Genomic DNA, 24720 nt, shown 5'->3' on the forward strand with positions numbered 1-24720 from the left:
AGGAATATAACTAAACCAAACAGTCGTTGTGCCAGCTATTTTAGGTTTGTTTCCGCAATGTTTAGGCGCACTATAAGCTCAGTGGATGAACGGATAATTTGATTTTTTGATTCTCGGATTATAAATTGTTATAATTTTGGATAAAAGCCATTCCCCTAAAATGAAATTTTTTATACTTAACATATTCCTGTTGACTTTCAGTCTTAACACTTATTCTTCGGCAAAGAAGGATAGTGTGCTGGCTAAGCTAAAAATGGAAATATCGAAAAAGAAGGAATATGATGAACGAAAACTTAGCAGGATCCAAAAACTCAGAACAGATATAAGGCGTAAACCTAATGAGTTGTTCGATACCTATCTGAAACTGTTTGACGAATATGAGTACTATAAATTCGATTCTGCCTATTTCTATGGGAAGAAAATGCTCGATCTCAGTTTTAAACTCCGCAACCGGGTAAAACAAAATGAAAGCAAGGTTAAACTCGCCTCCCTGTTGTTGCACGCAGGTATGTTTAAGGAAACTTTTGATTATCTCGGGGAAATAGATGCGACACTGCTTGATAGGGGATTTCAATACGCATATTATGCGCTGAAGTCTGGTGCTTACTCCAATCTTGCTATATACAACAGCGATGAGAACTTTACAAAATCATATAATGAAAAGGCAATAAGTTACATAGATTCTGCCATTGCCTTTTGTGCGCCCAATTCTGTCGATCTGCTTTTTACAATGGGCAACCGGCAGGTGGTGGCTGGCGAAACAGACAAACCGCCAAAATATTTTCTGGAACTTTTAAAAAAACATAAGCTCTCGGAGCATAATCGCGCAAGGTTATTAACAGGTCTGGCGGCTTTTTACCAAAGGGATGATCAAAATGAGCAAAGGATCTGGTTACTTGCCGAATCAGCGATCAGTGATATCCGGTCGTCCACAAAAGAAACACTGGCCACATTGCTTTTGGCCGAAGATCTTTTTAAACATGGAGACGTGGATAATGCTTATCATTTTATCCAGCAATCCAGAGATGATGCCGGTTTTTATGGTAACCGTTTGCGGAAGCTCAAAATTGAATCTCTTTTGCCTGATATCGCCGCAAAGGTAAATATGGCTACTCAACGCGAGAAGAATAAATTTCTGACCTATTTTATTTCCATTTCGTTGGTTAGTGTTGTCATCGCGCTGGTGTTGTTTATGATTTTTATCCAGCTCCGGAAGCTCAAGATCCAGGACCAGGTGATCAAGGAGAAAAACAAAGAATTGAATCAGATTAACGATCAGTTGTTGAATATCAATGATAAACTGAGGGAATTTGCTACCGTGAACGAAAAATACATCGGCTACTTTTTTGATGTGATTTCAGGGTACATATTGAAATTGGATCGATTGAAAAAAAATGTGGAACGCAAAATCCTCGCAAAACGTTTTGGCGAGATCCTTCCCGACTTAAATGATATTGATATCAAAAGAGAGCGTGAAATCCTTTTCAATACTTTCGATAGGGTATTCATGAGCATCTTCCCTAATTTTATAACGGTATTCAACTCCCTGTTAAAGGAGGAAGACCAGATATGGCCCAAAGCGCCAGAGCTGTTAAATACAGACCTCCGGATATTTGCACTGATCAGGCTCGGAATAAATGATAACGAAGCGATAGCAACCATTTTAGAATATTCTGTTAACACGATATATGTATACAAAATGCGCATAAAGGCCAAGGCACTGGTTCCTGGAGAGGAGTTCGATAAGATCATGATGTTGGTAAAAGCAGTTTAAATGGATATTATTATATCCAGAAACGCTAAAAATGAGCATAATAATATCCATTAAAAAAAGCTTTCATTTCAGGCCACAAGACATATATACTAATTAAGCATTGGAGCGATCTGTTCAGGCTGCCAGTATCTCAGCGATAAAATTAAATAGGAATGGAAAGCAAGGGGATATGCAGGCCTGATGCCATGATTCGTGTTTTGCTGCGGTGTACCACCGAGCCCCAGAACCCATGTTTTTCAGGTACCATGATCAGCAGATCAGCACCTGAGGTTTTTACCTCGCTGGCAATCCCTTTTATAATGGAATCTGATCTCACATTTTTGTAATAATAATCGATGCCTTCAAGCCCCTCGTCGATACGGTTTAATGCGTTTGTACCTGCACTTAAATCTTTCAGTTCCTGCACTGTTTCATTAATGATCAAAACTTCTATTTCGGCTTTGGTAATCACAGCTATATTTTTAATCTGGGCCAGTACCTGTTCAGACACACCATTCAGAACATCGCATGCAAAAATTACTTTTTTTGGCACAGTAAAGCGCGCGCAGGCAGGAACAGCCAGCACAGGGGTCTGTATTTTTTTGATGATGAATGTGGTTGTGTTTCCTAAAAGTTCCTGTTCTAGAGATTTTTCTTCCATTCCCATCACGATCGCTTTGGGCTGATATCTTTCCACTACTTCCCTGATGGCATGGTCAATAAATGAAAACGTGGCCTCTGCTATTACTTCTATCCCATATTGATCAGAAAGTAATAATGCTTTTGATTCAAGGAGTAACTTATTTTCGTCGATGAGTTCTTCGAATGTTTCGGCCGAGAGACGGGTATTGCCGGCATGCAGGGAAACAGAAAAATCGTTTAATAGGATTAAGCGGTACCCGCTCATGCGGGCTGCCCCTGCGGCATAATGGACTGCATTTTCTGCTAGCTTGGAGTAATCGGTTGCGGCCAGTATGGTTTCCATAATCTGATTTGGTTTAACAGTTGAAATTAACTGCAAATATCAAATCAATTGTTACGGCTATGTAATAATGTTTTTTAGGTATCCGTGGCACCTTTTATATTAACGGTGGCGTTTTCAACTAGAAAAGGAGCATGACAGAAAGTTTTTATTTTAATGATATTCAAACACAAGCTTATTGTTTTCGACAAAAAGGTAGGTGGTCTGGTTTCCGAGGTAGTTATGGATCGGGTATTTACTGTCCATCTCTTTAAGAGACAGCACCAGGTTTTTGGTAACCATCTGTAACCGTTGTTTTAGCGTGGTCCTTTTAGCCTCAATGTCTTTTATTTCTACTTCATTGATCGACGCGTCGATGTCGTGTCCAAGGTTATGGATTTTATTAAGCAGATCGAGGTATTGATTAAACTGCTCTTGAATAGTGTATGTGCTCATATAATGCCATAAACGAAAAATAGGGATAATTAGTTTTACGGCTAAATTAAAATTTTTGATCTTCTTTTAATTTTTTTTCGCACCACCAATTCAGCAAGAAATACGCTACATGTGACCCCAGTTACTCTTTTGTTCTGATGAATATAAAATGCTTCCCTTATTTTATCCGAAAAAACCCATCAGTCTTATAGCTGATGGGTTGTGCTGTTTTCTTTTATTTCAGGGTAACATTCAGGTAGACAGAGTGTCTTCCATAGGTTTGATAGAAGGGTTTATAAAGTATTCCATCTATCGTAAATTCCAAAAGCTTTGGGTCACCTTGAATCGTTTTTCCGATATCTCCCGCCTCCAGGGTAACTTTGCGCCAATCCTTTCTTGCAGAAGGCTCCTGCGCAGCCAGCAGCACGGGGCCATAAAATAAACTGGCGATGTTCTGCTGGTCCATTACAGGGTCAAGATGGAATCCGAATGGCATTTTGAGTTCAATAATATCGCCGTCTTTCCATTGGCGGCTGATTTTGAGGTAGCTTCCTGGCTTTGCCTGGGTTTTTTCTGTCCTGCCGTTAATTTTAACAAAGAATCCATTGGTTGCCCATCCTGGCACGCGTACATTGACGTCGAAGCTTCCACTGCCACTTATTTTTAGCCTCGTCTCGTCCTCGTTCGGAAAATCTGTGGTCTGCTCCACTTTAATCTTTTTTTCTGTCCAGTCGAGAACCGATGGTACATATAGATTGACATAAAGAGATGAGTTGTCCTTATCTCTAAAATAAATTGAATTTTGCAATTTGGTACTGCTTTCAATTGCGGTACCATTGCAACAGGTAAAACCTGTCATGTCTGCATTACCGAACTGTTTAACCGATCCCGGTCTGAGTGGAACATGGTAGGTATTGGCCGGGCTATGCTCGGCTACTGAAGCCAGGATGTGGTTGTAAAGGCCACGTTCGTAATAATCCATCAGCTCGGCACGCTGATCAAAGAGAAACAGGTCTCCTGTTAATTTAAGCATGTTGTATGTCGCACATGTTTCATTCTGACCACCTTCTGAAAAACCGTTCTCATAAATAGTGGAAGGCTGACTGATAAAACATTCGGCATTGGCAGGGTTACGGGCGCCAGCAACGCCGCCGATACTGTACATGTAATCATCTGTTGCCTTATGCCAGAAATTATCGGCCACCTTGTAATATTCTGGTTTTCCCGATACACGGTACATTTCTATACTGCCCACAATCTGCGGTATATGTTGATTGGCATGTAAGCCGCGGAAAGAGTCTACATTTTTTGCCAGTCCACTCGAATGTTGGGTATCACCGTAGAATACCTTAATGTTGTCAAACAACTGGGCTGTTTTCAGGTATTCAGTCTTGCCGGTAATCTGGTATAAATGGGCCATAGACTCGTTCATCCCTCCAAACTCCCCCGCGATATAGGTATTCCACATTTTAATCAGGGTCTCTTGTGGCAGCTGATTCAGGCGTGCATATACCCAGTCGGCCATGCCAGTGGCCACGTTTAACGCTTTTTTGTTGCCACTAACCTCATACACATCAATCAGTCCGGCGAGGATTTTATGAAGGGTATAGTAGGGCGCCCAAATCTGATTTTTTTGCCCTCCGTATTTAGCGCCCTTTTCGAGCATGATGAACTGGTCTGGCGGGTAGGCACTTATAAATCCCTTGCCCCAGTTCCAATAATCATTCCTGATGCCTGATCCGCTCAGGTCGGAATCAAAATCAGCTTTTCCAGGTCCAAATGGCACAGCAGTCGGATCAGATACATATACGCCTCCGGCTTTTTCGGGTTTGCCCGATAACATGGAAAGATCATAAAGACAATTCACCATGTATTCCATTTTTTTTTCAAAATTTGCCTGTAGCACCGGATCATATCCCGTACTGGCGTATGCTTGCGCGATCGCGCTGAGATAATGCCCTGTGGCATGCCCCCTTAATTTGGTATCTTCGCTGTCCCAAACACCAAGTGGCCTGGCCCCTTTAGGCTGTTTTTGGCCAAAGGCATGTCGGAACATAAATAGAAATGAATTGGGGTCGGATTTGGCGAGTGTATCAATAAACTTATTGCGGTTTTCGATGAACTTGGTCTGATGGTTGTGTGCATCATTTTTTAAGCTTACCTGGCTCAAAGAAAATGCAGCCAACTTAATAGCAGGAAGGCTTTCAGGTTTAGCCTGACTGACGGTAATAAGCGCTTTTGGTTTAAGATCGGTTCCAGGCACGCTTCCGGTAATGGTATAGCGGCCTGGCTTAGTTACGCTGGCATTATCTGTAGCTGATGGCCAGATCACCCTAACCATCGGGCCTTTTAAACCAGCTTTATATTGCCCGGTAACATGACTGGGTAAACGGGGAAGGTTTCCTGTTTCGGTCAACACTTCCACATCGCTCACTTTAAGAAGGTATTGATTATAAAGCTGGGGATGATCAGGTTCAAAACGTTGCAGATCATCTACTCGCTTGGCAGTTGTATTTACTGAGGCACCATTGTTTCCTTTCTGTGCATTTTTGTAAATGCCCGTAATCTGGGTGCTGTTAAGGGCAACCCTGTAAATACGAAGATCGTGGATCATCGCATCAAGCGTTGGCTCCGTAGTTGAATGTGCTCTGCCAATATATAAATAAGGTTTTGCTGCACCTCCAAAGAGTGCCGTGAGCCCAGAGGGAATATCTTCAGCTGTGGCAATAGGTTTGCCATCAACATAGCCCGTGATTGATCTTGACGGCATGTCGACAACGATAGAGAGGTATACCCACTTGTTAAGTGTTATGGCTGAGGATATGGCTGTTTTTTTTTCTCCTTTTTGGCTAGCCGCCGCAATTTCCAGTCCTGCTTGCATTTTTGTTCCGGCAGGAGCAACATAGATCTGCTTTCCTGCATCGTTCCCGAAGTCGAAAAAATATTGATCAGGTTGTTTTGACCTTAGATAAAGCCATCCTGAAATGCTCAGTGATTCCATGTCGTTCAGCACCCCGGCAGGAAGTGTTAAAAATGCATCGTCTTTTGCAGATAGGGAAAGTACTTTGCCAAACCGTTCGTCGTTAATGAAGCTTATGCCTGGCCCAGATGCTTTGGCATGCAGGTTATTTCTTGACCCATCTTTTAAATCTCCATTAAACATGTAACGTGCATTAAGGCTTGTTTCACCGATTCCATCGAGGATTTGATCGCCATTTTGGGCATTCGCATGGTTAAGGCCTGCAAAGAAAAGGTTAAGGGGCAGTAAAATGCGTAAGAATAGGGTATAGCTTTTCATATGTATTACATGAGATGTGCCGCACGCGGTTGGAAACATTGCCAAATTTCAGGGATGCTTTCTTCTTTAGAAATCCTCCGTAAATTTATCAAAAACAGAGACGTGTTGATGATTCATTTTTTACCTGATAAGAACTAAATATTAACAGACTAATACCCGGACGTCTTCTTGAATTTTGGCTGTTTTTAGCGTTGACGATGAATAAATGATCATCAGACTTTGGCATGGTTAACCGATTAAGCGCATGTTTATTGTCAATAATATATATTATTGGTTAAAATCAGACCTGTTTTTAGTCAATGGAATTTTACTGATTTATTGGCTTAGGCTCAGAATGTTTCGGTTTCCGTATAAAATTGGCGAACACAAAAATTACAAATCCAAAAAGCCAGGTCGAAAATAGCACGATAAAAAAAATCTCTCTGATAGATGAATGAAAGTATCCTGGCTGATAAAATAATCGGTTCAAGGTGTTAATTTTTTCAACCAATGCATTACGATCGAAGTTATTCCTGATATCGTTTAGCTGTTCCTGGTTTTTATCCCGAAAATAAAAGACATCCTTGGTGAGGGCTGCCGGATTAATCGAAGATTCTATGTTGTATTTTTTTAGCAGTGTATCTAGCTTTTTAAAGGACTGAAGTAAAGAATCTTTATTTAATTTATAAAGGAGCTGATATCGTTCAATAGCATTTTGTCGCTGTTGTTTTGCTACAGTTTGATCGTTAATGGGGCTGATCAATCTATTGTTTTCGAGAAAAATGCAGATGTTATCATCATAGAGCGGATTGACTTCAGATCCTTTAAATATAATTTCAGTACTGTCCTTTCTAGTCGTTTTTAATATGATTCTTTTCTGTAATTCTTTCTCATCAAAGCCAAACAGCTCAGACACAGGGTTGGTCGCGCTTTTTAACTTTTCATAGTCTGAGGTAAGCATTTTTAAGGTGTCGATGCTGTAATATGTAGTTTGCAAACTAAAATACTCCTTATTTGCCGGATCGTAGAAAACAGTATCCTTTACCTCCATTACCGGATAGGGTTTTGGGTATAGAATATTGGTCACATTAAACAATGTTTCCGATTTATAGGAGTTGTAAGGGTATAAAAAGGGATTTAAAACATTTAACAGTGTTTTATCCACATTGAAATTTTTCCCGGATAATTCTTGCTTAAGTTTAGCATTCATCCCGAAACTATAACTGATAAAGAATGTTAAAGACAAAAATACTATCGGTAGCAGAACAGCCCCGATTTTAATCAAATTTTGAGCGCTATACCGTTGCCTGGAATGATTCCGTATCAGTAAAATAAGAACGGTTAGTAGAAATAAGCCGGTTACAAAGAAGTGAGAAATGGATACGTCGTCGTAAAACTTGAAACGATAAAACTCTGTGTAAATATCTACTTCTTTTAATCCAACAAACTTAAAATATCCATATATAAAATACGCGAGGTGTATTAGTGCAAGTGCGAAAACACATTTTAGGAGAAACTTTTTTAGATTTTGGCTCATATCGTAATGCTGATTATAATGGCTTATATTTCGGTTTGATAGGATGATGAAAATTGCTTAAACTCAAGTTGAAACCCCTCACTGCTGTCTTTTTAATCGCTGTTGTATTGGCCTTGCTTCTCCTTTTGCTAAAGTAATTTGTCCAATTAAATTTTAATTTTTGCTAAAATAGTTTTTTTATTTGGTTGGCGATGAGCATGATATTGTTTTATCTATGCTGATTGCTAATCCGGATGCTCACCCAGTCAATTTTTGTATTTTGTTAAGTCTGCTTATTAATCAAAAGCCAAAAGTATGTTTTTTGCCCGTAATGGTCTGGCAAGGATACTTTATACCAATCAAATGCGGAATGTAATTATTGCATTGAAAAAGATACATTCAGATAAAGAAATGCATATAAAAAGTAAAATCTTATATATTTACCCTGCTATACATAAACTGGGAATCTCTACATCATTTGATGAAAATATATACTGAACTTGATGATATTGAATTAGTTGTTCTTATGAAGAAAAAGGATCATCATGCTTTTACAGAGATTTACAACCGGTATTCGGTTTTGAAGTTCTATAAAGTAAATCAAATGCTAAGGGACGAAGAAGTGTCAAAAGATTTTATACAGGATTTATTTGTTAGTATTTGGGATAAATCTGGAAAAACCAATCTAATTGATCCTGTGTCGCCAAAGTCGTAACGGCAAGATAATTAATGATTTGATTTAAATGTAATTTCCGGCTAGATGGGGTCATTCTTCATAAAAACGATAACCGATATCTGGTAATAGATAGCATCATGCCGGTTGAAAAAAGATAATTAGGTAATTTTCTTCAAAAAGGATGGCGTGACTGTCCCATACGTTGAAGGTTTTATTATAACATCCCGGTTTTATAGAAATAACTTAAAAGGTTACCAACTAATTAGCGCTATATGAGAAAAATTAAACTAGCCCTTTACGTAGTGGGCTTTTATCTATTGTTTTTGCCGGATGGTATGGCTCAAGGGAGCACGCATAAACTCGATTCGGTACTTAATAATTATTTAACTAAACAACTGAATTTGAACATCCGAAAATTTAAGGATTCTACCAACTTGTATTCCTTTGCTATAAAAATCAATATAACAAAAATAAATAATCAATCTATTAGGATAGATTCAATTAGTTCAAATAATCCGGTAATAGCACGCATGTTTTTCGGTAATCTGCAAGAAATTAGGAAGTTAAAATACATGAATGCTGAAAACTACAGAAAAATAAAAATTATCAAGCCCGTCTCAATATTAATTGGTTCTAGGCCGGTTGATAAATCCATTGAAGATGTATTTCTTCAAAATTGTAGATTGTTCTATTTAAGTACTTCAAACAAGCCCGGATCTGATTTTAATTATAGGCAAATTTACCTTTCTCCATTGATCTCTGTATTTGACCTTAAAGTATACGAATAATGAATATTTAACAGCTCCTTGTTGTTAAGAAATCCTCCAGGCATAAAAAAATATAAATGTTATTAACCCTAGGACTAACCAACGGGGAAGCAATAAAAATGGCATTATCGGGAATGAAGAATTTACAGTGCTCTACTTCCAAAGAAAAATAGAAGTGCTAAAATTAAGTATCAAAAAAGATGAAATATTTCTTAACAGTAATGGTAATAGTGGGCTGTGTTGTTTTTTCGAACAACAGGAGTATGGCACAACGGACTATATCACTCAGGAACTTTGAGACATTGAAAAACAACTACCGCAATGGCGTAGATACCACCGGTAATGGTGAGGACATCACTTATATCCAGGACACTGGCAATGAGCTTACCCAATATGGAGGTGTATGGATGGTTACCTTCAACAGCCGCCACGATGAGCTTACTTTTGAAAAAAGACAGCATACAAAATGGTTCCTTCTGATGGTGTAAGCAGCAATATGTTGATCGGATGGATTACATTTAAAGACGATAATGGAGGTGTTATCTACACTAATACGGGGAAAACCGAAAAATCAAATGGCTTTCAAGGGGACAATTTTCAGTCTGGAACAAATTTTTACCGGCTCGACTTTATCGGAGCTGCTACAATGATTCGGGTCAGGCTTTTCTTTTTATCAATACAAACGGAACAATCAGGCTGAGTTATTCCAATCAGCCGGATGTGAAGGGAGGATACTTAATGATGTTTTATTTGGTTTTGGAAAGCGTAATATCAATGATTTTTCTTTTGCTCAAATATATTTTTGCATCTTCATCCCACTAAAGGGCTTTAACGTCCATACTATTTCTTCTGCTTAATTGATTTAATTTTAGACAAGGATACTCAGCTTATGATACAACATCTCAGCAGTTTTATGAGATCGATAATTCACAATTTAACAATACAACTCTTTCAGGTATTTATAAAATGAAAACTTTGATTTCAATATTGTTACTGTATGTTCTGCCCTTTAGTTCTTTAGGTCAGAACATAGAAAGGAAAATAGATTTGGCAAAAAAAGATATGGATTTTAGTTTAACAATTCCGAAATCATTCAAAGCGCTTGATTCAGGTAAAATATTTCGTTGTGGAGATGCCAAATTGTCTTCCTCAATGATCTATACTTTGATTAATTCAGATAGTTCGATCAGAATTGGAATTGCAGTTACCCATCAAGTGCAAGAAAAAGATGCCGAATGGGTACGGGCGCACGCTAACAAAAAATTCGATGCCAATTCGAACTATAAAAAAGTTGCAGTTTTACTTGCTGATACTACCAAAGGTAAACTTAAATTTTACCCTAAAGAGTATAGCAAAAGAATATTTAATGCTGATGACGCTGGTGAATATGTTAGAAACTGCATGCTGCCGTTTGAAACAAGATACACACACCATAGAGTAGTTTTTGCTACGAAAGCAAATAAAGGGAACGTTGATCTGATTTATTTTTATACTGATAAGGATTTAAAAAAAATCGATGAGATAGTTAAAAAAACTTCTGGGATATTAAGATTCAATTAAAGTTTTGTGGATAGGAGGGTGAAATAAAATTTTTTTTGATGTTTTCTCAAGTGAATGGGGGATGAAAACAGAATTAATCACCACCTACTGTTAAACGTGGAATTAAGTGCAATAAAACTATGATGAAAGGATTTGTTAAATTTATTTTTTGTTTCTGTATTTATATTCAGTTAATTTCCTGCAGCGGGCAGACATATAGGGCTAAAAAAGATAATAATAAAACTCAAGAAAACCTCACAACTTCCGATAAATCTATCGACTATAAACCATTGGACAGTTTTAAAACTGATACCATTGCTTATATGGAGTACAATTTTGCCGAAAACAAAAAACATTATGAAAATACAACTCTGGCTGCGTTTTTCAAGGACCTGGAAATCCCTATCCATAACTTTTCAGTAGCCTTGTCAAACACTACAAAAGATAGCACAGATGTAATAATTTTTCACTTTTATAATGATTCAGAAGTTGATTATAGATATCAAGCTGGAAAGAATCCGTTAATTGTTTATGTGCGCTTTACAAAACCAATGTCATTTAAAACGCTGAATAAATTAAGTAACAGAAAAGAGCTTCCGCAGATTACCAAGGTGTGGTCAAAGGAAGCCAAGCGTTATTTATCGGATATTGCGATATCAGACTTAACGCTTTCGGAGCGGAAAAAGAAACAATAGCGCGGATTGGATATCCGCACTTGAGGATCGGGGCCATAAACTGTATGGTCTTTGGATTGAAAAGCCGTATATTACAATACTATTGGTCCGATCCCATTTTGTAATGTTGAGCATATCCCTTTTTCGGGCTATAAGGAACGCATAAGAGAAATTAAACCAGATGTAATATATGCATTGGTAAACAACGTGGCTGTAGACCTGGCTCATGAGGTGCTCATGAGCGGGATTGGTATCCCATTTGTATGGCATTTTAAAGAAGGTCCCTTCTTTTGTATGGAAATGGGCATCTGGGATAAGTTGGCTGATCTCTACACAAAATCAGACGGTCAGATTTATATTAATGAAGAAACAAAAAACCGGTTCGATTTATTCCTCTTACCTAAGAGATCAAAAGTGATGTTATTGGACGGCGATCTGCCATCTAAGCGCTATTTTAGAAATAGGCGGTCAAAAAAGTTATCAGCAACGGATGGTGAGGTTCATACTGTGATTCCAGGTCGGCCATTTGGACTCATGCCCACGGATATTTTGGTGCCTTCAGGTCAGAAAATACACATTCATCTTTATGGAAATCATGATAAAACATACAGGAACTGGTTAAGGGATATTCCTGAAAGTGCCAAAAAATTTCTTCACCTCCATCCAAACTGTGAAGCTTCCCAATGGACCGCTGAACTTTCGAAATATGATGCAGGTTGGCTTCATGTTAATGACAGCAATAATTTTGGAGATTGCGAATATCACAAAGAAAAGGGCTTATGGAATAAAAAATTCATAAGTTCCTTTTTCAATGGGTAGTTTTTCAGTGCCCTCAATTTAAGACCGCTCATTAATTCAATGTTATCTTATTTTTTAATTATGAATGATCGGTTAATGAAATAACTCGATCCTGTTTAATCTTCCATATGCCATTTTCCTTTTGTAAAAAATAAACCCTACTTGTTGACGACCGTCCAACTGTATCGGCTAATTCCAATATTGATACAGCTAGATTACCATCGGTACTTAAAATGATAGGTACGAAGACCAGAGTATGTTTCACTTTTCCTATATTTCTAAACCATGGCTTACCAGCGGTGGACAATGAATAGTTAGAAACAGCAGAAGTATCAACACTGTTTAGAAAGTCTTTCCATTCAGCCCTTTTCCAGATATTCGATGCAGATGTATCGATACCATCTGGATTTTTGAAATCAAAGTTCCTTATCACATTTTTTTTCGTGGTACCATAGACTGTATATTTTCCCTCTGAAGATAAACTTTGCTGCAAGAGCTTGTGGATCTTGTAAAGTTCTTTTTTATCTGTTTGCGCGTGAGCCTGTATTCCTATAATGGATATTAACAGGCAGGTTATAAATGATCTCATTAGTAATCCTTTTTAGTAGTTGAACCTTGCGCGTGCTTTACTTCTTTAAGTACATTGGATTAGATCCGGGACTTGTTCGGCGCTGCTCAGTATGCCTTGGTACTCATAAGCCCACCCCAAGCAAGATCTTTACAATATTCATCTATAGTTAAAGACGCATCTGGTGAAGTAATATTGTTTATCCTTGCGTAAAAAGCCAACATGCCTGCCAGTTGTTCAATGTATTTCTTTGCAATCAGCTCATGCTGCGCTTTATCCGATTCTTTCACTTCACCGCCATCCTTTTTAAACAAAAGATCATTGGCCGCAACAAAATCATCATAACCTCCCAGCTTCCGCTGGATAAATATTATGAGTTCATTAACGAACCTAGCCTTGTAGATGCAGTACTTGACAGACTGACAGCATCGGCAAATAAAGTTGAACTCGTGGGGGAATCTTTGAGAAAGAAAAAATAAACCTTATTATTATTAAACAAAAAAGCAACTCTTATAATAAACCAGCTATCGCTGGTAACCTTAATGTCGGAAAACCTGGTAAGGTTTCAAAGCGGAAATACTGGTAAGCTTTTCTCGGAATATCCACTGGATGACTCGGTATTAGTGAAATATACATCAATAGCGGCCATATTAAACTTTGTAAAATCAATCTGCCTGCCAATAGAAAAAAGGAATGAGGCCAATGCTGTCGATAAATAATAAATGTATGCAACATAGGGATTTATAAAAAAATACGACGGAGAGCAGGGTTAATCCAATGTGTTTTTTAACTTTTCTTCTTTTATCATGGTTTGCACTTATTGATCTTGGCTAAGAGTCAGTTTAATTTATTATTTATCAGTCAATTATAGGTGCCGTAAATTGGGGACTAATCATTTCATTCCCAATTTATTAGACTGCTGTGATTTTGTTCATCAAAACCTGATATAGATTGCAGGATAATTGATCACAGGGAAATTTGAATATTCCCTGCCGCTAAAGGTAGCCAAAATATTGTCCCTAATTTTCTTGTCAAGCTGCGATATTTCATTCACAGATATGTTCTCGGCATTCTTCAATGTATATGAAATATCAGCAATTTTACCGTTCTGCTCGAATGACAGAAAAACACTTATGACAGCTTCATTTTTTTTTAGGCTAGCAAGTTTATCGCTAAGCTTGTCCTTGATCAGTGTGTTCATTTTTGAAATATCAAAATGAATATCATTAGTCCGAACTGGAATTGCGTTAGGATCTTTGGGGACAGGGTTACCTTTTTCATACTTACCAATCTTACGTTTACTGAACAAATACCCTGTTCTCAATGTTCAAATAACGGGACAGGGGTAGTTCTTGTCCGGCAGATCAATATCATGGCTGGATATGGTCTGGATTAAACCGGCCTGAAAATGAAAAACATATGCTAGAACAAAATCAAAAACCTTTAGAAAGTCCAACTAAGAAATATCCGAGACCACCATTCGCAAAACAGCCGCAGGAAGTACCCGGACTGGCCTCAAAAATGAATCCGATTCCCGATCATGGCGAAGAAAGCTATAAAGGGAGTGGGAGGTTATTGGGGCGTAAAGCATTGATTACCGGTGGTGATTCCGGTATCGGACGCGCGGCCGCAATTGCTTATGCAAGGGAAGGCGCCGATGTAGTGATCAATTACCTTCCACAGGAACAATCCGATGCTGATGAGGTGCTTGCATTAATCACTGCAGCGGGAAGAAAAGGATTCGGTATCCCTGGCGATATTACAATTGAATCATTTTGCGAATCACTTGTGAAACAGGCGGAGGAAAAACTGGGCGGGATTGATATTCTGGTTACAATGCCGGTCACCAGCAAGCGGTAGATTCACTTTTGGATATCAGTACCACGGATTTTGATACCACGATGAAAACCAATGTATATGCGCCGTTCTGGATCACCAAAGCAGCCTTGCCAATATTGCCTGAAGGGGCTGTGATTATCTCTACCAGCTCCGTCCAGGCTTACGATCCATCTGAAAACCTGTTTGATTATTCACAAACAAAAGCTGCAAATGTTGCCTTTGTAAAATCATTGGCCAAACAACTTGGGCCCAAAGGGATCAGGGTAAACGGGGTAGCACCGGGTCCGATATGGACACCCTTACAGACCAGCGGTGGGCAGCCTCAGGAGGCTATTGTAAAGTTTGGAGAAGTAACACCTTTGAGCCGTCCCGGCCAGCCCGCAGAACTTGCATCCATTTATGTTCAGCTCGCGGATAATAATGCGAGTTACGCAACCGGACAGATTTATGGTTCGGCAGGTGGTAGTGGCCACCCCTAATCATTTAGAATTGAATTCTTATTAAAGCTTCTTCTGTCTGAAGAAGCTTTTCTTATAGTCAAAATCGTTCAGGGCAATACAGACTGGTCTCTTGTTGCCCTCGTAGCCCCTTAGGTTTTCCAGGTGCAGGTCAATAGATCCATACTGAAAAGAGTTTTTTAATGGTGATACTGTCCCGGTAAAATCTGAAGGCATTCTTTTTCATCGCTTGATATTTGAGCTGAGGCGTTCAGGTATCCTGTTTAGGTTGTGGATTTTATATTTTTTGATTGGGATGACGTAGAATATGAGCGTAAAAATTATTTTTGGGCATATTTTAATGTTTCCTGCACTTTCCCTCAATATTTAATCAGCTGTATAAGCGGATACCTTGCCTCCCTCGCAATGGAAGGTTCCCCAACCGTCTTCATTGATGATCACTTCACCGCTGATATCGCCCAGCCTGTCGCGGAAGACTTTTCCGGCAAAATTTTTCCCCATCTCCATATCCTTAAATCCGGCCTCTCCATTCGACAACAGCACAGCGATTCCTGAACCGGGGCGGTCGGCATCCCCGTCAACAGTCCATCCGATGCAATTTGCGTGATCAAGGTAATCCCTCTGGTGCCCATAAAGATTGTTTTTTCTCAGTCCCAGCATCGTCTGGATTTCCGGAACAGGTTCCAGCGTAACCTCATGCTTTTCCCCATCTCTACCTTCATCGCAATAGCTGGCACCATATAAGTCCGGGTAAAAAATACAGGGATATCCCGTTGCCCGGAGCAATATCATCGCATAGGCTAAGGGACGGAACCAGTGATCAACGGTTTGTTCGAGGGATTGCAAAGGCTGGGTATCATGGTTTTCGACCAATGTTACCGCCAGTTCAGGCCGGGCGCCTACCAGTGTTCCTTCAAAGATTTTTGACATATCGAAATCAGAGCCCTGTTTGGAAGCATTAGAGAAGTTCCCCTGCAGGCAGGCATCAAAAAGGGACATTCTTCCTTCCGTAACTTCAATATATCTTAACATATCATCGAGTTTCCCGGGCGACCAATACTCACCGACGGTGAAGAGTTCCTTATCTGTTACCCCTCGCATATGATCCAACCATTCATTGAAAAAGCTTGCCGGCATATGTTTAATCGCATCAAGCCTAAATCCATCAAAGCCGACCGTTTCATGTAACCATTCTCCCCAGCGCTTTATTTCCTCTACCACGCTTGGGTTTCTAAAGTCGATATCGCAAAGCATCAGGTAATCATAATTGCCGTTTTCGGTCTCCAGGACATCCTGCCAACCTTCTCCGTATTGGTTCTGGATACTGTATATAGCAGATTCCTTTGAGCGCTCATCATAATCTACTCCGGTGAAGCACTGGAAATCCCACAGGAAGCTGGAATATTTCCCTGCCCTGCCCGGAAAAGTGAATTTCGTGTAAGCTTCAATTTCAATAGTGTCGGAGACGAACTCGTTGCGGTTTTCAGGGTTAACCTTTCTGGCTGGAATCTTTTCAGTTTCATCTCCTCCGCCTAAGTGGTTCAGCACAATGTCCATATAGACCTGAAGGCCTGCTTCCTGGGCGCTTTTTACCGCCTGGAGCAATTCTTGTTTTGTTCCATATTTAGTGGCTATACTTCCTTTTTGGTCAAACTCACCCAGATCGTAATGATCATATACATCGTAACCGGCGGAAGATTTTCCTTCCATGCCCTTATGTGCCGGTGGAAGCCAGAGCGTATCAATGCCAAAGGTTTTCAGCTCGGCCGCTTCGTTGATTATTTTTTCCCATAGGCTCCCGTCAGCTGGGTAGTACCATTGAAAATATTGCAGCATCGTAAAGTTTTCCATCAAGTTTAGTGTGTAATGTAAAATCTAGCGATAGAACCATGTATAGGTAGGAATAGTTTAGCTTTTTTAGTTGTGATGAATTATTATAACGCATGAGTCATCGATGGCATCATAAAATATCTCTGAAGACTTCTAATACTTTGTTAATTTGCCTTTGCTGTTTCCCAAAGCAATCGCGTAACATCCATTTGAGCAGTAAAGTTTATAATAAGCCACAACCACCTGCTTTAACTTATTCAAATAACTACTTAGATTATCGTGTTTATGGACATCCATTGGCCGAAAGTTTGCGTTTATAAATCAAACGACGGTTAAAACCGGAACAGAAGAAGCTGAAAATCTATAACAGAGTAGGCAACATTTAAAACTTGAGCTTATGAAAATGCAAGAATTGAATTTAAACGAAATGAAAGAAATTAACGGTGGTGGAATTTTTGGTAACAATGATTCCGCAAATTCTGGTGGCTTGGGCGGTGCGCTTAATATCGGCAATCTGTTATTATTCTCCAGTTCATCACAAGACGGAGATGAATCCAGCAGTACCTCGTTCTCATTAGGTAATAACATTGGTGGCAGCCTGTCTGGCATCTTTGATAGCCTGAAATCATAAGACTAATTAGGTCTTGATCAATAAAGGGGGACAACCAGTTGGAATGTTCCCCTTTATTTTTAATAGACTGCACTTTATTCTGGAGGCTATAATTAACCCATCTGCCGCTAAGCTGATTGGTTATGATAATATCTTTCCTTAAATGATCCCCTAAGCAATATCATGGCATTTCTGACCGAAGTTTTAACACTTTCCATGGGCATCCCCATCCGTTCTGCAGTCTCAATATGGGTGTATCCCTGGAAATAAATCATCTCAAGTAGTATCTGCTGTTTTTCAGGAAGGTTTAGCAGCAGGTTTTTAATCCGATGGATCTCGATGTAAAAGCCATCAGATCAGTAATCAAAAAATTATCAAACGAGTCCTCTTGGATAGCGATCGATTTTTGTCATGGTGGCTAAATGATAGAGCTGGTTTGTGGGCTTCATGGATAAAGCTTACTAATATTTTAGTATTTCAAAATACATTATCGAAAAATCATACAATCCTTTAAAATGTGTTGATTGGCAAAAATATTTAAAGGTGCCTATTATGACCGACAGTGGTTGCAATGATTTAATTTATTATTTCCAATAAGCATCGGTAAATTTTCCGGGGAAGTATTTACTGAATTCGCTCTGCAGACTGTATGATAAAAAGTTATCGTCCTGTATCTTTCCCTCCCCGTTCACCAAAACGTAACGGGGTATGCCGTTAAATTTGAACAGTTCTCTCAATGCCAAATATTCATCTGCTTTAATTCTGTGTGTATTGATCATTGAATTTTTTACAATATAGTCATCATAAAATGCAGCTTCCGTGCTTTCGGCGTCTGTTATAAATACAAAATCAAAATCGGGATTATTCTGGTATTTCTTTCTCATTGATAAGCTGGTCTCTATTCCGCTGCGGCAAGGGGCACACCACTGCGCCCAAAAATCAACGATCAAGATTTTTCCTTTTAATGGATTGATGATTTTTTTGAAAACTTCTGCAGCTGCATTGTTAGGCAGTTCATAAGCTACATTCCCTATCTTATATTTGTTGTACATCCGGTTCATTTCGCTAACTACGAAAGGCTCTTTTATACTTTGTGACAAGTAGGAAGTCTCTTCAGCAAAGTTTTTATTTTTGTACTGGTTAAATTTAAAGTCTGAAATTAATGAACGAAGGTTGGCTATATCGAAAACCAATGTGGATTTCTTATTTTGAGCAAGGTATGCAGAATCTAATTTCATGTAACCATTGCCTTTTCCATTATTATAAATTAATGATCTTTCGTATACCGGCGAAAATTCAAAGCGGTTAATGAACGTTGAAAATTCATGGGAAATTAAAAGTGTTTCATCATCTAAATTAATTTTATTTAAAAAATCGAAATAATCAACAGGCATCGGCAACTTTAGGGTTTGATTGTCAGGCTTTTGCTTCCGGTTATAGCTGCGCGAGCTTTCATAATCAAAAAGATAGTTGGCATAAGTCAGATCAACTTGGTTGACTATAATTTTTTTGAAGATTCAGCTTGATTGGAGGGGTTGTACTTGACCGTCTTAAAAGGAGAACCGTTTTTGTAAACGTTCATAGTGCGGTTGGTGGAATTGTTGATATAGGAGTATAGGTCGTTGCCAGTGATCTGAGCAAAGCCTTCAGCTTGATTTCCCGCAGAAAATGCAACTGTTTTCCAAACGATGCCGTTGCGGATGATTGTGAATTTTCTTTCGGTAACACTGTTTACATAGGAATACAGATCATTGCAAATAATCTGCCCAAAGGTTTCGGATTGGTTAGCGGCATCGTATTGAACATTTTTAAGATTGGCCATTTCTAAAAAGCTCGAATCGCCTTGGCGAGGAGTTATTTACGAAGGTTAAAATACTGTGAAAGGTGTCAATGGTGGTTTGTTGAAAAGGTATCCATTTAGACTGTCCGCTCCTTGTAAAGGAATGCCGGTTGCGTTTATATGATATAGAGGAGAGTTACCCCGTGTTTAAGCCCAAGATAATAGTGTTTCTCAGAGTTCTTTTTCCCGATATAAATGTCAGTGACGATTCCCTTTACCCCATCTGCGTTTATGATGCGATCCCCAATTCTGATATCGTCCAACAGGGCAGCCGTACAGCGTTTGGGGAGGTGTTTCTCCACTACATTTTTACGGCTTCGGTTGGAAAGGTTTTGTATGTTGGAGGCATTATTGGCCGGGGGGCTGGTAATTGTCATATAGCACATCTGTTGGTTTTCCAGATGCAACTTCTTTTCATCTTTAACCTGAGGTAGGTGTTTTTTTTGGTTTTCTGCTTCGGTTTCAGTCTTCTGGGGATAATGTATTGGGACTCGCTTTTTTTGATCTAGGTGTTTAATGGGGACTGTTAAGGTGATTATGGCATTCATTTGCGGGATCTTACGGTAGTACCGGATACCTTTTGTTCAATAAACTGTTCTTTGAACTGATCCCAACTGTCGTTGCCGGTAAACCTGGCTAGGCTATCGAGCACAAATGGGGAAGTATCGTGTGTGTCGCGGATCAGGCCGAAAAATCTTTGTATGGTTTTTTGGGAAAGGTAGTTTTTGTCCTTATTAAAGATCTGAATGGAAATTTCCCTACAATTCTCTATGGAAACTGTTTCAATTCTACAGAGATTTAGTATCTGCGCCCTTAGGGCTGACTGATAAAAAGCGTTTTCCTTCATAACTGTCATGTCATTGGATCTTATGCAGACTGTGAGCGTTTACTTTTGGTTAGTATACCTAAATTCCGGTTTTATTTTGGATTAGAGAACCCTTTAGTGTGACAATTTTGTTACGTATTCCCGTAAGTGCTGAACTTGTAGGCGAGAATCGAAGATGTTGAGCTATTTAGTTTTGGGTCTTTCTGCATTTAGAAAGAATTTGTAGATTTGGGTATCACCATCCTTATTGGTGAAATCGTTACTGATGGGTAAAAAAATATTAGTGGTTGAGGATGATAAGCTTTCGTTAGCCGCCTTGGATAATTTTTTAAGTTACGAAAATTTTCTCACGCGGGCGGTTGCCCACGCTGAGGAGGTGGAGATTGCGGTTGAGGAATTTAAGCCTGACCTCATTGTAATGGATATCCGTCTGGATACCGCCGATGGAAGGACGATCTGTGATAAATTAAAATCTGGAGCTGGTACCTCACATATTCCTATTGTGCTGCTGACTGGTCTGAGTTACGATGAGATTGCCCGTCTGGATTGCCAGGCAGATGCCATTATCGGGAAGCCTTTTGAGAGCGGATCACTTTTGTACACCATAAACCAGTGTCTGAAAACAGGCTAAGCTATAATGTACTAACGGTCTGTGACCGGGGTTTTCCAATAAATTTTATAAAAAGCCATTGCCTTTCAGGGTTACGGATATGCGGAAAAAGAGAAAAGTTCAGTGGTCCTCCCTATGTTATATCAATCAATGGTTTTTTGTAGGTGGATTTTTATATTCACATATTTAGTAAGAGACCTTGGCAACCGTATACATTTTCTGGTTATGCCAGATTGATTTAATTTCGATGTTAACTTTTTATCGTCTGGGCGACCGACGGGCTATCCCCTCATAGTTCTACAGGCCTTGACTACGGCCCGGTATCCGCTGTTGTTCCTGTTGCGGAAGTCAGGAACGGTTAATATCAAATTATTGGTAAAAATTAGAAAAGATACTAATCCCTAAACAGTCCAGACCAGCTAAAACCAAATATTACATATCCGTTCACCTGGTCAAGTAATTTTAGATTATAATCGGCTGTGTAAACGCTGACATTGGCAGAAACCATACTTAATGTGATACACGTTCTACCTGTGCCCTTGGATATATCGGCTACAGCAGCCTCTTTACTTGGAAAAACAACCCCGAATGTCTTTGCTTCCGGGCATTTGTTTCCCAATCGCTCCGGTTCTGCCAGTTTTTTATACAGATACAGTTTTTTCGAATCGGCATTGACTTCTACTGGGAAGTCAAACCTATTTGTACCGTTTACGGAGAATTTTTTTCCTTTATAGTCGATGACAAAACTATGTAAATATTTTTCCCACCCATTTGGATGTTTTCCCATAACCATCACCTCAAATAAGTCCGTGCCTTTAATTCTTTTTATACCTGTTCTGCTTTCTTCGAAGGGTAATCTTAAAATCTCCTTCCCATCGGCCATTATCCCATAAACCCGTTCTGTGTTATTTTCAAATGTGGTAACTGCCGAAAGATCGACTTTTGCTATCGGTCCTTTAACGCTGGACTTCGGACCTGCACTGGCTGGAATTTCCCTATTTGTTTTTATCTCATTGCCCCTGCCTACTTTGTCTTCGCCCTTTTTTTCTTCTGTGGAGGCTAGCTTGGTTTTTCCAAGTCCAGTCTTTTCCGTGGCTTTTATTTCCTTTTCCGTCTTAGTGTCGTTTCCAGCTCGATTCACAGACGTTTTAATGGCCGTTTTATCTTGCGCAATTTTATCGAGTGGCTTTATTTTAACTTTCAATATTTCATCCACTGCAGGTTCTCCGCCAAGATTGGCCCTGAAATATTTTGTATTAATTACTTTGAAGTTCTGTAAGGTAACATTCTTTACCTTTGCTTTAGAAACAATATAATTATCCCCGCAGGTAAAATCTGCATTGCATGAAGCAGAAACTTCGTAATTATTGTATCCATCGCTGACATTGGCTTTAACGGTCATGGCGAAAGGCAGCTGTCTGGCGTGTGGCCAGCTTCCAAGGCCTAACTCAGCAAGAGAATATTCCTTTTTGAATTCGTCGTGGTAAAGTGCATAGCTGGGCACGCTGATTTTCGGCGAATAGAACTTGATGTAAAAATTCCCGTTCCGCTCTTCAAACTTATAGGATACCGACCAGTTGATCCTGGTGTAATAAGATCCTGTAGATTTTCCATCGTTACGGTATTCACCACTGAGTGTTTGTGCCAAACATGAAATAATGTTAAAGCATATTAATATTGTGAATATGTGTCTTTTCATTTTGAGAGATATGTAAATGCCTTCATAGGTTCCCCAAAATTAAACAGGTACAGCCTGCAGTCAAATACCCACAATAGGGTATTTTTCTAACTTCCGGCTTGGTTTTTCTGGCATACCACAGTCTGACTTCAAGTGATGGTTACCATCTTAAATTTAGTCTTTTTCAGGTTTTCTCTGCGGTCGTGGCATTATTTTTTGCCTGTATTAAACTCACTGGTAAAGTACAATAGAGCTGTTAATCACACTATTCTCTAAAGGTATTTTAACAGCGCCGTTGAAGGTAATCGGTATATGGTTCCAGCTTTCGGCCAGTATTAAAAACTAATTTTTGTAAATCAGATTTACTAAATCGCCATGAGTAAAGGAACTTTTATTAAAACAAAAAACTAACTATCAATAGCCAAATTAACTCATTTTACATACGTTTTGGCTGAAGATATTTTTTTATCCACAGCCAAAATACTGCATTTGATTAAAGTTTTGGCTGCGGATAAAATTGATTTAATCTCTTAGAAGAAGAAATATGGAATTGTTCGTCGGAAGAATAGCGGAAAAGAAAATATTGTCAGAGGCGCTTGCCTCGTCCTCATCAGAGTTCTTAGCAATCTTTGGCAGGAGTAGAGTCGGAAAAACTTTTCTGATCCGATCGGTTTTCAAGAAACAGCTCATTTTTGAACTGTCCGGAGTTCACGACGCGAATGCTACCGAGCAACTACTCAATTTCAGCAAGGCTCTCGCAGATGCGTTAGGTTCAGGGTTAGCTCCTGCAGCTCCTAAGAACTGGACGGAAGCTTTCTGGCAACTCAGGGAATTTGCAGCCCCTATACTTAAAAAAAGAAAAGCTGTAATTTTCTTTGATGAGTTCCCTTAGCTAAGTTCGCATAAATCAGGCTTTCTTTCTGCATTTGAATATTTTTGGAACCAATGGGCCTCACAACAGCCAAACCTGATTGTTACTATCTGTGGATCTGCTGCCACTTGGATGATCAAAAAAGTTGTCAACAGCAAAGGAGGCCTGCACAATCGCTTAACGCGTAAAATCCGCCTGTTACCTTTCACATTGCACGAGACAGAACAGTACCTAAAAAGCAATAATATCCATATTGACCGTTACCAGGTGCTAACCATTTTTATGGCGATGGGCGGTGTCCCCCATTATCTAAAAGCACTAAAAAAAGGGGAAAGTGCTACCCAGGTCATTGACAGGCTTTGCTTCACCAAGGATGGTCTCCTTTCAACAGAATTCACAAACCTATACCGTTCTCTTTTCGAAAACGCAGACAGGCATATTTCCGTAGTTAAGGCACTCGCGGATAAACCATCGGGATTGACAAGAAACGAAATCATAGGGACATGCAACCTACAGAGTGGGGGGACTACCAGTCTTTTACTTGAGGAACTTGTGGAGTCTGGCTTCATTACTCCGCACCTGCCTTTCCAGAAGAATGCCAATCAGAGCATTTACAAGCTTAGCGATGAATATAGCCTTTTCTACCTTAAATTTATTGAACATTCCCGCGTCACCGGTGAAGGTACATGGTTAAAAAAATCATCAACGTCTTCCTGGATGAGTTGGAGTGGCTACGCATTCGAAGGGATCTGCATGAAGCATACAGATAATATTAAACAGGCGCTTGGTATTTCTGCAGTGTTCACTGAAACATCAGCTTGGCGGCATTCTCCTAAAGATGGAAATGGCGCACAGATCAATCTTTTGCTGGACAGAAAGGATAATGTGATAAGTATATGTGAAATGAAGTTCTCAAATGCTGAGTTTGCCATAGATAAGACCTATGCTACTGAGTTAAAGAACAAACTTGATATATTTCGCCGGGAGAGTAAAACTCAAAAAGCACTTTTCCTAGCCATGGTTACAACCTATGGCACTAAAGACAATATGTATTCTATTGGCCTGGTGCAGAACGAAGTTACCATGGATAATTTGTTTATGCCTTAGTATAAGGTGTCAAAAGGATTCAAAATGCTGTTTTTATCAGATTGTTTGCCCACTAAAAAACCAAAATTTTAGGTAAACAGCTTATGC

Annotated in this window: 26 protein-coding genes and 1 pseudogene; 13 read left to right on the top strand and 14 right to left on the bottom strand. The window is 39.3% G+C overall.

What is annotated here, in order from left to right; genetic code table 11:
- Nucleotides 1–160: 160 nt before the first annotated feature.
- Nucleotides 161–1774, top strand: a complete 1614-nt coding sequence (locus tag R2S57_RS04220; protein WP_316843861.1) for a DUF6377 domain-containing protein — start codon at nucleotides 161–163, stop codon at nucleotides 1772–1774.
- Nucleotides 1775–1916: 142 nt separating this feature from the next.
- Here the strand turns inward: R2S57_RS04220 and R2S57_RS04225 are convergent, their stop codons facing one another.
- From R2S57_RS04225 to R2S57_RS04240, 4 genes are all read right to left on the bottom strand, one after another.
- Nucleotides 1917–2738 (bottom strand): universal stress protein, encoded by an 822-nt coding sequence (locus tag R2S57_RS04225; RefSeq protein ID WP_316843862.1) that lies wholly within the window; start codon nucleotides 2736–2738, stop codon nucleotides 1917–1919.
- Between the two features lie 150 nt (nucleotides 2739–2888).
- Nucleotides 2889–3170, bottom strand: a complete 282-nt coding sequence (locus R2S57_RS04230; RefSeq protein ID WP_316843863.1) for a hypothetical protein — start codon at nucleotides 3168–3170, stop codon at nucleotides 2889–2891.
- Between the two features lie 214 nt (nucleotides 3171–3384).
- Nucleotides 3385–6447 carry a beta-L-arabinofuranosidase domain-containing protein gene (locus tag R2S57_RS04235; protein WP_316843864.1) on the bottom strand — a complete coding sequence of 1021 codons (3063 nt, stop codon included), beginning with the start codon at nucleotides 6445–6447 and terminating at the stop codon, nucleotides 3385–3387.
- Nucleotides 6448–6754: 307 nt separating this feature from the next.
- Nucleotides 6755–7636 (bottom strand): hypothetical protein, encoded by an 882-nt coding sequence (locus R2S57_RS04240; RefSeq protein WP_316843865.1) that lies wholly within the window; start codon nucleotides 7634–7636, stop codon nucleotides 6755–6757.
- A gap of 832 nt (nucleotides 7637–8468) precedes the next feature.
- Here R2S57_RS04240 and R2S57_RS04245 point away from each other — a divergent pair.
- The 6 genes from R2S57_RS04245 to R2S57_RS04270 all read left to right on the top strand — a co-directional run bounded on the left by R2S57_RS04245 (nucleotide 8469) and on the right by R2S57_RS04270 (nucleotide 12417).
- On the top strand, nucleotides 8469–8657 hold the full coding sequence (locus R2S57_RS04245) for a hypothetical protein (protein WP_316843866.1): 189 nt from the start codon (nucleotides 8469–8471) through the stop codon (nucleotides 8655–8657).
- Nucleotides 8658–8890: 233 nt separating this feature from the next.
- Entirely contained in the window at nucleotides 8891–9406 is a 516-nt protein-coding gene (locus R2S57_RS04250; protein WP_316843867.1) for a hypothetical protein, read from the top strand.
- Nucleotides 9407–9585: 179 nt separating this feature from the next.
- A complete protein-coding gene (locus tag R2S57_RS04255) occupies nucleotides 9586–9873 on the top strand; it encodes a hypothetical protein (RefSeq protein ID WP_316843868.1) in 288 nt (95 codons plus the stop codon).
- Nucleotides 9874–10351: 478 nt separating this feature from the next.
- Complete coding sequence (locus R2S57_RS04260; RefSeq protein WP_316843869.1) at nucleotides 10352–10945, top strand: hypothetical protein; 594 nt, start codon at nucleotides 10352–10354, stop codon at nucleotides 10943–10945.
- 119 nt (nucleotides 10946–11064) lie between these two features.
- A complete protein-coding gene (locus R2S57_RS04265) occupies nucleotides 11065–11619 on the top strand; it encodes a hypothetical protein (RefSeq protein WP_316843870.1) in 555 nt (184 codons plus the stop codon).
- Nucleotides 11620–11805: 186 nt separating this feature from the next.
- Nucleotides 11806–12417 carry a hypothetical protein gene (locus R2S57_RS04270; protein WP_316843871.1) on the top strand — a complete coding sequence of 204 codons (612 nt, stop codon included), beginning with the start codon at nucleotides 11806–11808 and terminating at the stop codon, nucleotides 12415–12417.
- Between the two features lie 58 nt (nucleotides 12418–12475).
- On the opposite strand, the gene R2S57_RS04275 is transcribed toward R2S57_RS04270, so the two are convergent.
- Together R2S57_RS04275 and R2S57_RS04280 are read right to left on the bottom strand one after the other, a co-directional pair.
- On the bottom strand, nucleotides 12476–12985 hold the full coding sequence (locus R2S57_RS04275) for a hypothetical protein (protein WP_316843872.1): 510 nt from the start codon (nucleotides 12983–12985) through the stop codon (nucleotides 12476–12478).
- Nucleotides 12986–13071: 86 nt separating this feature from the next.
- On the bottom strand, nucleotides 13072–13278 hold the full coding sequence (locus tag R2S57_RS04280) for a hypothetical protein (protein WP_316843873.1): 207 nt from the start codon (nucleotides 13276–13278) through the stop codon (nucleotides 13072–13074).
- Here R2S57_RS04280 and R2S57_RS30470 point away from each other — a divergent pair.
- Entirely contained in the window at nucleotides 13228–13443 is a 216-nt protein-coding gene (locus R2S57_RS30470; RefSeq protein WP_410479061.1) for an ATP-binding protein, read from the top strand. The genes R2S57_RS04280 and R2S57_RS30470 overlap by 51 nt on opposite strands.
- A gap of 455 nt (nucleotides 13444–13898) precedes the next feature.
- Here the strand turns inward: R2S57_RS30470 and R2S57_RS04285 are convergent, their stop codons facing one another.
- A complete protein-coding gene (locus R2S57_RS04285) occupies nucleotides 13899–14165 on the bottom strand; it encodes a hypothetical protein (RefSeq protein ID WP_316843874.1) in 267 nt (88 codons plus the stop codon).
- A 320-nt stretch (nucleotides 14166–14485) separates the two neighbouring features.
- Here R2S57_RS04285 and R2S57_RS04290 point away from each other — a divergent pair.
- Nucleotides 14486–15282, top strand: a pseudogene (locus tag R2S57_RS04290) (SDR family oxidoreductase).
- Between the two features lie 345 nt (nucleotides 15283–15627).
- Here the strand turns inward: R2S57_RS04290 and R2S57_RS04295 are convergent.
- A complete protein-coding gene (locus tag R2S57_RS04295) occupies nucleotides 15628–17112 on the bottom strand; it encodes an alpha-amylase (protein WP_316843875.1) in 1485 nt (494 codons plus the stop codon).
- Nucleotides 17113–17488: 376 nt separating this feature from the next.
- Here R2S57_RS04295 and R2S57_RS04300 point away from each other — a divergent pair, with 376 nt between their 5' ends.
- Nucleotides 17489–17722, top strand: a complete 234-nt coding sequence (locus tag R2S57_RS04300; RefSeq protein WP_316843876.1) for a hypothetical protein — start codon at nucleotides 17489–17491, stop codon at nucleotides 17720–17722.
- Nucleotides 17723–17829: 107 nt separating this feature from the next.
- Here the strand turns inward: R2S57_RS04300 and R2S57_RS30475 are convergent, their stop codons facing one another.
- The 5 genes from R2S57_RS30475 to R2S57_RS04320 all read right to left on the bottom strand — a co-directional run bounded on the left by R2S57_RS30475 (nucleotide 17830) and on the right by R2S57_RS04320 (nucleotide 20388).
- Entirely contained in the window at nucleotides 17830–18042 is a 213-nt protein-coding gene (locus R2S57_RS30475) for a sigma factor-like helix-turn-helix DNA-binding protein (protein ID WP_410479062.1), read from the bottom strand.
- A 243-nt stretch (nucleotides 18043–18285) separates the two neighbouring features.
- Entirely contained in the window at nucleotides 18286–19095 is an 810-nt protein-coding gene (locus R2S57_RS04305; protein WP_316843877.1) for a TlpA disulfide reductase family protein, read from the bottom strand.
- Nucleotides 19096–19199: 104 nt separating this feature from the next.
- Nucleotides 19200–19523: a hypothetical protein gene (locus R2S57_RS04310; protein WP_316843878.1), complete on the bottom strand. Its 324-nt coding sequence runs from the start codon at nucleotides 19521–19523 to the stop codon at nucleotides 19200–19202.
- A 134-nt stretch (nucleotides 19524–19657) separates the two neighbouring features.
- Nucleotides 19658–20089, bottom strand: coding sequence for a hypothetical protein (locus R2S57_RS04315; RefSeq protein WP_316843879.1), 432 nt, complete (start codon nucleotides 20087–20089; stop codon nucleotides 19658–19660).
- Nucleotides 20086–20388, bottom strand: coding sequence for a hypothetical protein (locus R2S57_RS04320; RefSeq protein ID WP_316843880.1), 303 nt, complete (start codon nucleotides 20386–20388; stop codon nucleotides 20086–20088). The genes R2S57_RS04315 and R2S57_RS04320 overlap by 4 nt, the downstream gene beginning before the upstream one ends.
- Before the next feature lie 244 nt (nucleotides 20389–20632).
- On the opposite strand from R2S57_RS04320, the gene R2S57_RS04325 reads away from it, so the two are divergent.
- A complete protein-coding gene (locus R2S57_RS04325; RefSeq protein WP_316843881.1) occupies nucleotides 20633–20998 on the top strand; it encodes a response regulator in 366 nt (121 codons plus the stop codon).
- Between the two features lie 373 nt (nucleotides 20999–21371).
- Here the strand turns inward: R2S57_RS04325 and R2S57_RS04330 are convergent, their stop codons facing one another.
- Entirely contained in the window at nucleotides 21372–22625 is a 1254-nt protein-coding gene (locus R2S57_RS04330) for a hypothetical protein (protein WP_316843882.1), read from the bottom strand.
- 574 nt (nucleotides 22626–23199) lie between these two features.
- On the opposite strand from R2S57_RS04330, the gene R2S57_RS04335 reads away from it, so the two are divergent.
- Both R2S57_RS04335 and R2S57_RS04340 read left to right on the top strand, forming a co-directional pair.
- Nucleotides 23200–23547, top strand: a complete 348-nt coding sequence (locus tag R2S57_RS04335; protein ID WP_316843883.1) for a hypothetical protein — start codon at nucleotides 23200–23202, stop codon at nucleotides 23545–23547.
- Between the two features lie 111 nt (nucleotides 23548–23658).
- Nucleotides 23659–24633: a hypothetical protein gene (locus R2S57_RS04340; protein WP_316843884.1), complete on the top strand. Its 975-nt coding sequence runs from the start codon at nucleotides 23659–23661 to the stop codon at nucleotides 24631–24633.
- Nucleotides 24634–24720: the final 87 nt, after the last annotated feature.

The sequence above is a fragment of the Pedobacter psychrodurus genome (assembly GCF_032678585.1).
Taxonomy (GTDB): Bacteria; Bacteroidota; Bacteroidia; order Sphingobacteriales; family Sphingobacteriaceae; genus Pedobacter; species Pedobacter psychrodurus_A.

What these genes read in the sequence shown, in the direction of transcription:
- R2S57_RS04220 (WP_316843861.1), top strand. Translation starts at nt 161, where the DNA reads ATGAAATTTTTTATACTTAACATATTCCTGTTGACTTTCAGTCTTAAC.
- R2S57_RS04225 (WP_316843862.1), bottom strand. Translation starts at nt 2,738, where the DNA reads ATGGAAACCATACTGGCCGCAACCGATTACTCCAAGCTAGCAGAAAAT.
- R2S57_RS04230 (WP_316843863.1), bottom strand. Translation starts at nt 3,170, where the DNA reads ATGAGCACATACACTATTCAAGAGCAGTTTAATCAATACCTCGATCTG.
- R2S57_RS04235 (WP_316843864.1), bottom strand. Translation starts at nt 6,447, where the DNA reads ATGAAAAGCTATACCCTATTCTTACGCATTTTACTGCCCCTTAACCTT.
- R2S57_RS04240 (WP_316843865.1), bottom strand. Translation starts at nt 7,636, where the DNA reads ATGAATGCTAAACTTAAGCAAGAATTATCCGGGAAAAATTTCAATGTG.
- R2S57_RS04245 (WP_316843866.1), top strand. Translation starts at nt 8,469, where the DNA reads ATGAAGAAAAAGGATCATCATGCTTTTACAGAGATTTACAACCGGTAT.
- R2S57_RS04250 (WP_316843867.1), top strand. Translation starts at nt 8,891, where the DNA reads ATGAGAAAAATTAAACTAGCCCTTTACGTAGTGGGCTTTTATCTATTG.
- R2S57_RS04255 (WP_316843868.1), top strand. Translation starts at nt 9,586, where the DNA reads ATGAAATATTTCTTAACAGTAATGGTAATAGTGGGCTGTGTTGTTTTT.
- R2S57_RS04260 (WP_316843869.1), top strand. Translation starts at nt 10,352, where the DNA reads ATGAAAACTTTGATTTCAATATTGTTACTGTATGTTCTGCCCTTTAGT.
- R2S57_RS04265 (WP_316843870.1), top strand. Translation starts at nt 11,065, where the DNA reads ATGATGAAAGGATTTGTTAAATTTATTTTTTGTTTCTGTATTTATATT.
- R2S57_RS04275 (WP_316843872.1), bottom strand. Translation starts at nt 12,985, where the DNA reads ATGAGATCATTTATAACCTGCCTGTTAATATCCATTATAGGAATACAG.
- R2S57_RS30470 (WP_410479061.1), top strand. Translation starts at nt 13,228, where the DNA reads ATGCTGCGCTTTATCCGATTCTTTCACTTCACCGCCATCCTTTTTAAA.
- R2S57_RS04285 (WP_316843874.1), bottom strand. Translation starts at nt 14,165, where the DNA reads ATGAACACACTGATCAAGGACAAGCTTAGCGATAAACTTGCTAGCCTA.
- R2S57_RS04295 (WP_316843875.1), bottom strand. Translation starts at nt 17,112, where the DNA reads ATGGAAAACTTTACGATGCTGCAATATTTTCAATGGTACTACCCAGCT.
- R2S57_RS04300 (WP_316843876.1), top strand. Translation starts at nt 17,489, where the DNA reads ATGAAAATGCAAGAATTGAATTTAAACGAAATGAAAGAAATTAACGGT.
- R2S57_RS04305 (WP_316843877.1), bottom strand. Translation starts at nt 19,095, where the DNA reads ATGCCTGTTGATTATTTCGATTTTTTAAATAAAATTAATTTAGATGAT.
- R2S57_RS04310 (WP_316843878.1), bottom strand. Translation starts at nt 19,523, where the DNA reads ATGGCCAATCTTAAAAATGTTCAATACGATGCCGCTAACCAATCCGAA.
- R2S57_RS04315 (WP_316843879.1), bottom strand. Translation starts at nt 20,089, where the DNA reads ATGAATGCCATAATCACCTTAACAGTCCCCATTAAACACCTAGATCAA.
- R2S57_RS04320 (WP_316843880.1), bottom strand. Translation starts at nt 20,388, where the DNA reads ATGAAGGAAAACGCTTTTTATCAGTCAGCCCTAAGGGCGCAGATACTA.
- R2S57_RS04325 (WP_316843881.1), top strand. Translation starts at nt 20,633, where the DNA reads ATGGGTAAAAAAATATTAGTGGTTGAGGATGATAAGCTTTCGTTAGCC.
- R2S57_RS04335 (WP_316843883.1), top strand. Translation starts at nt 23,200, where the DNA reads ATGGAATTGTTCGTCGGAAGAATAGCGGAAAAGAAAATATTGTCAGAG.
- R2S57_RS04340 (WP_316843884.1), top strand. Translation starts at nt 23,659, where the DNA reads ATGATCAAAAAAGTTGTCAACAGCAAAGGAGGCCTGCACAATCGCTTA.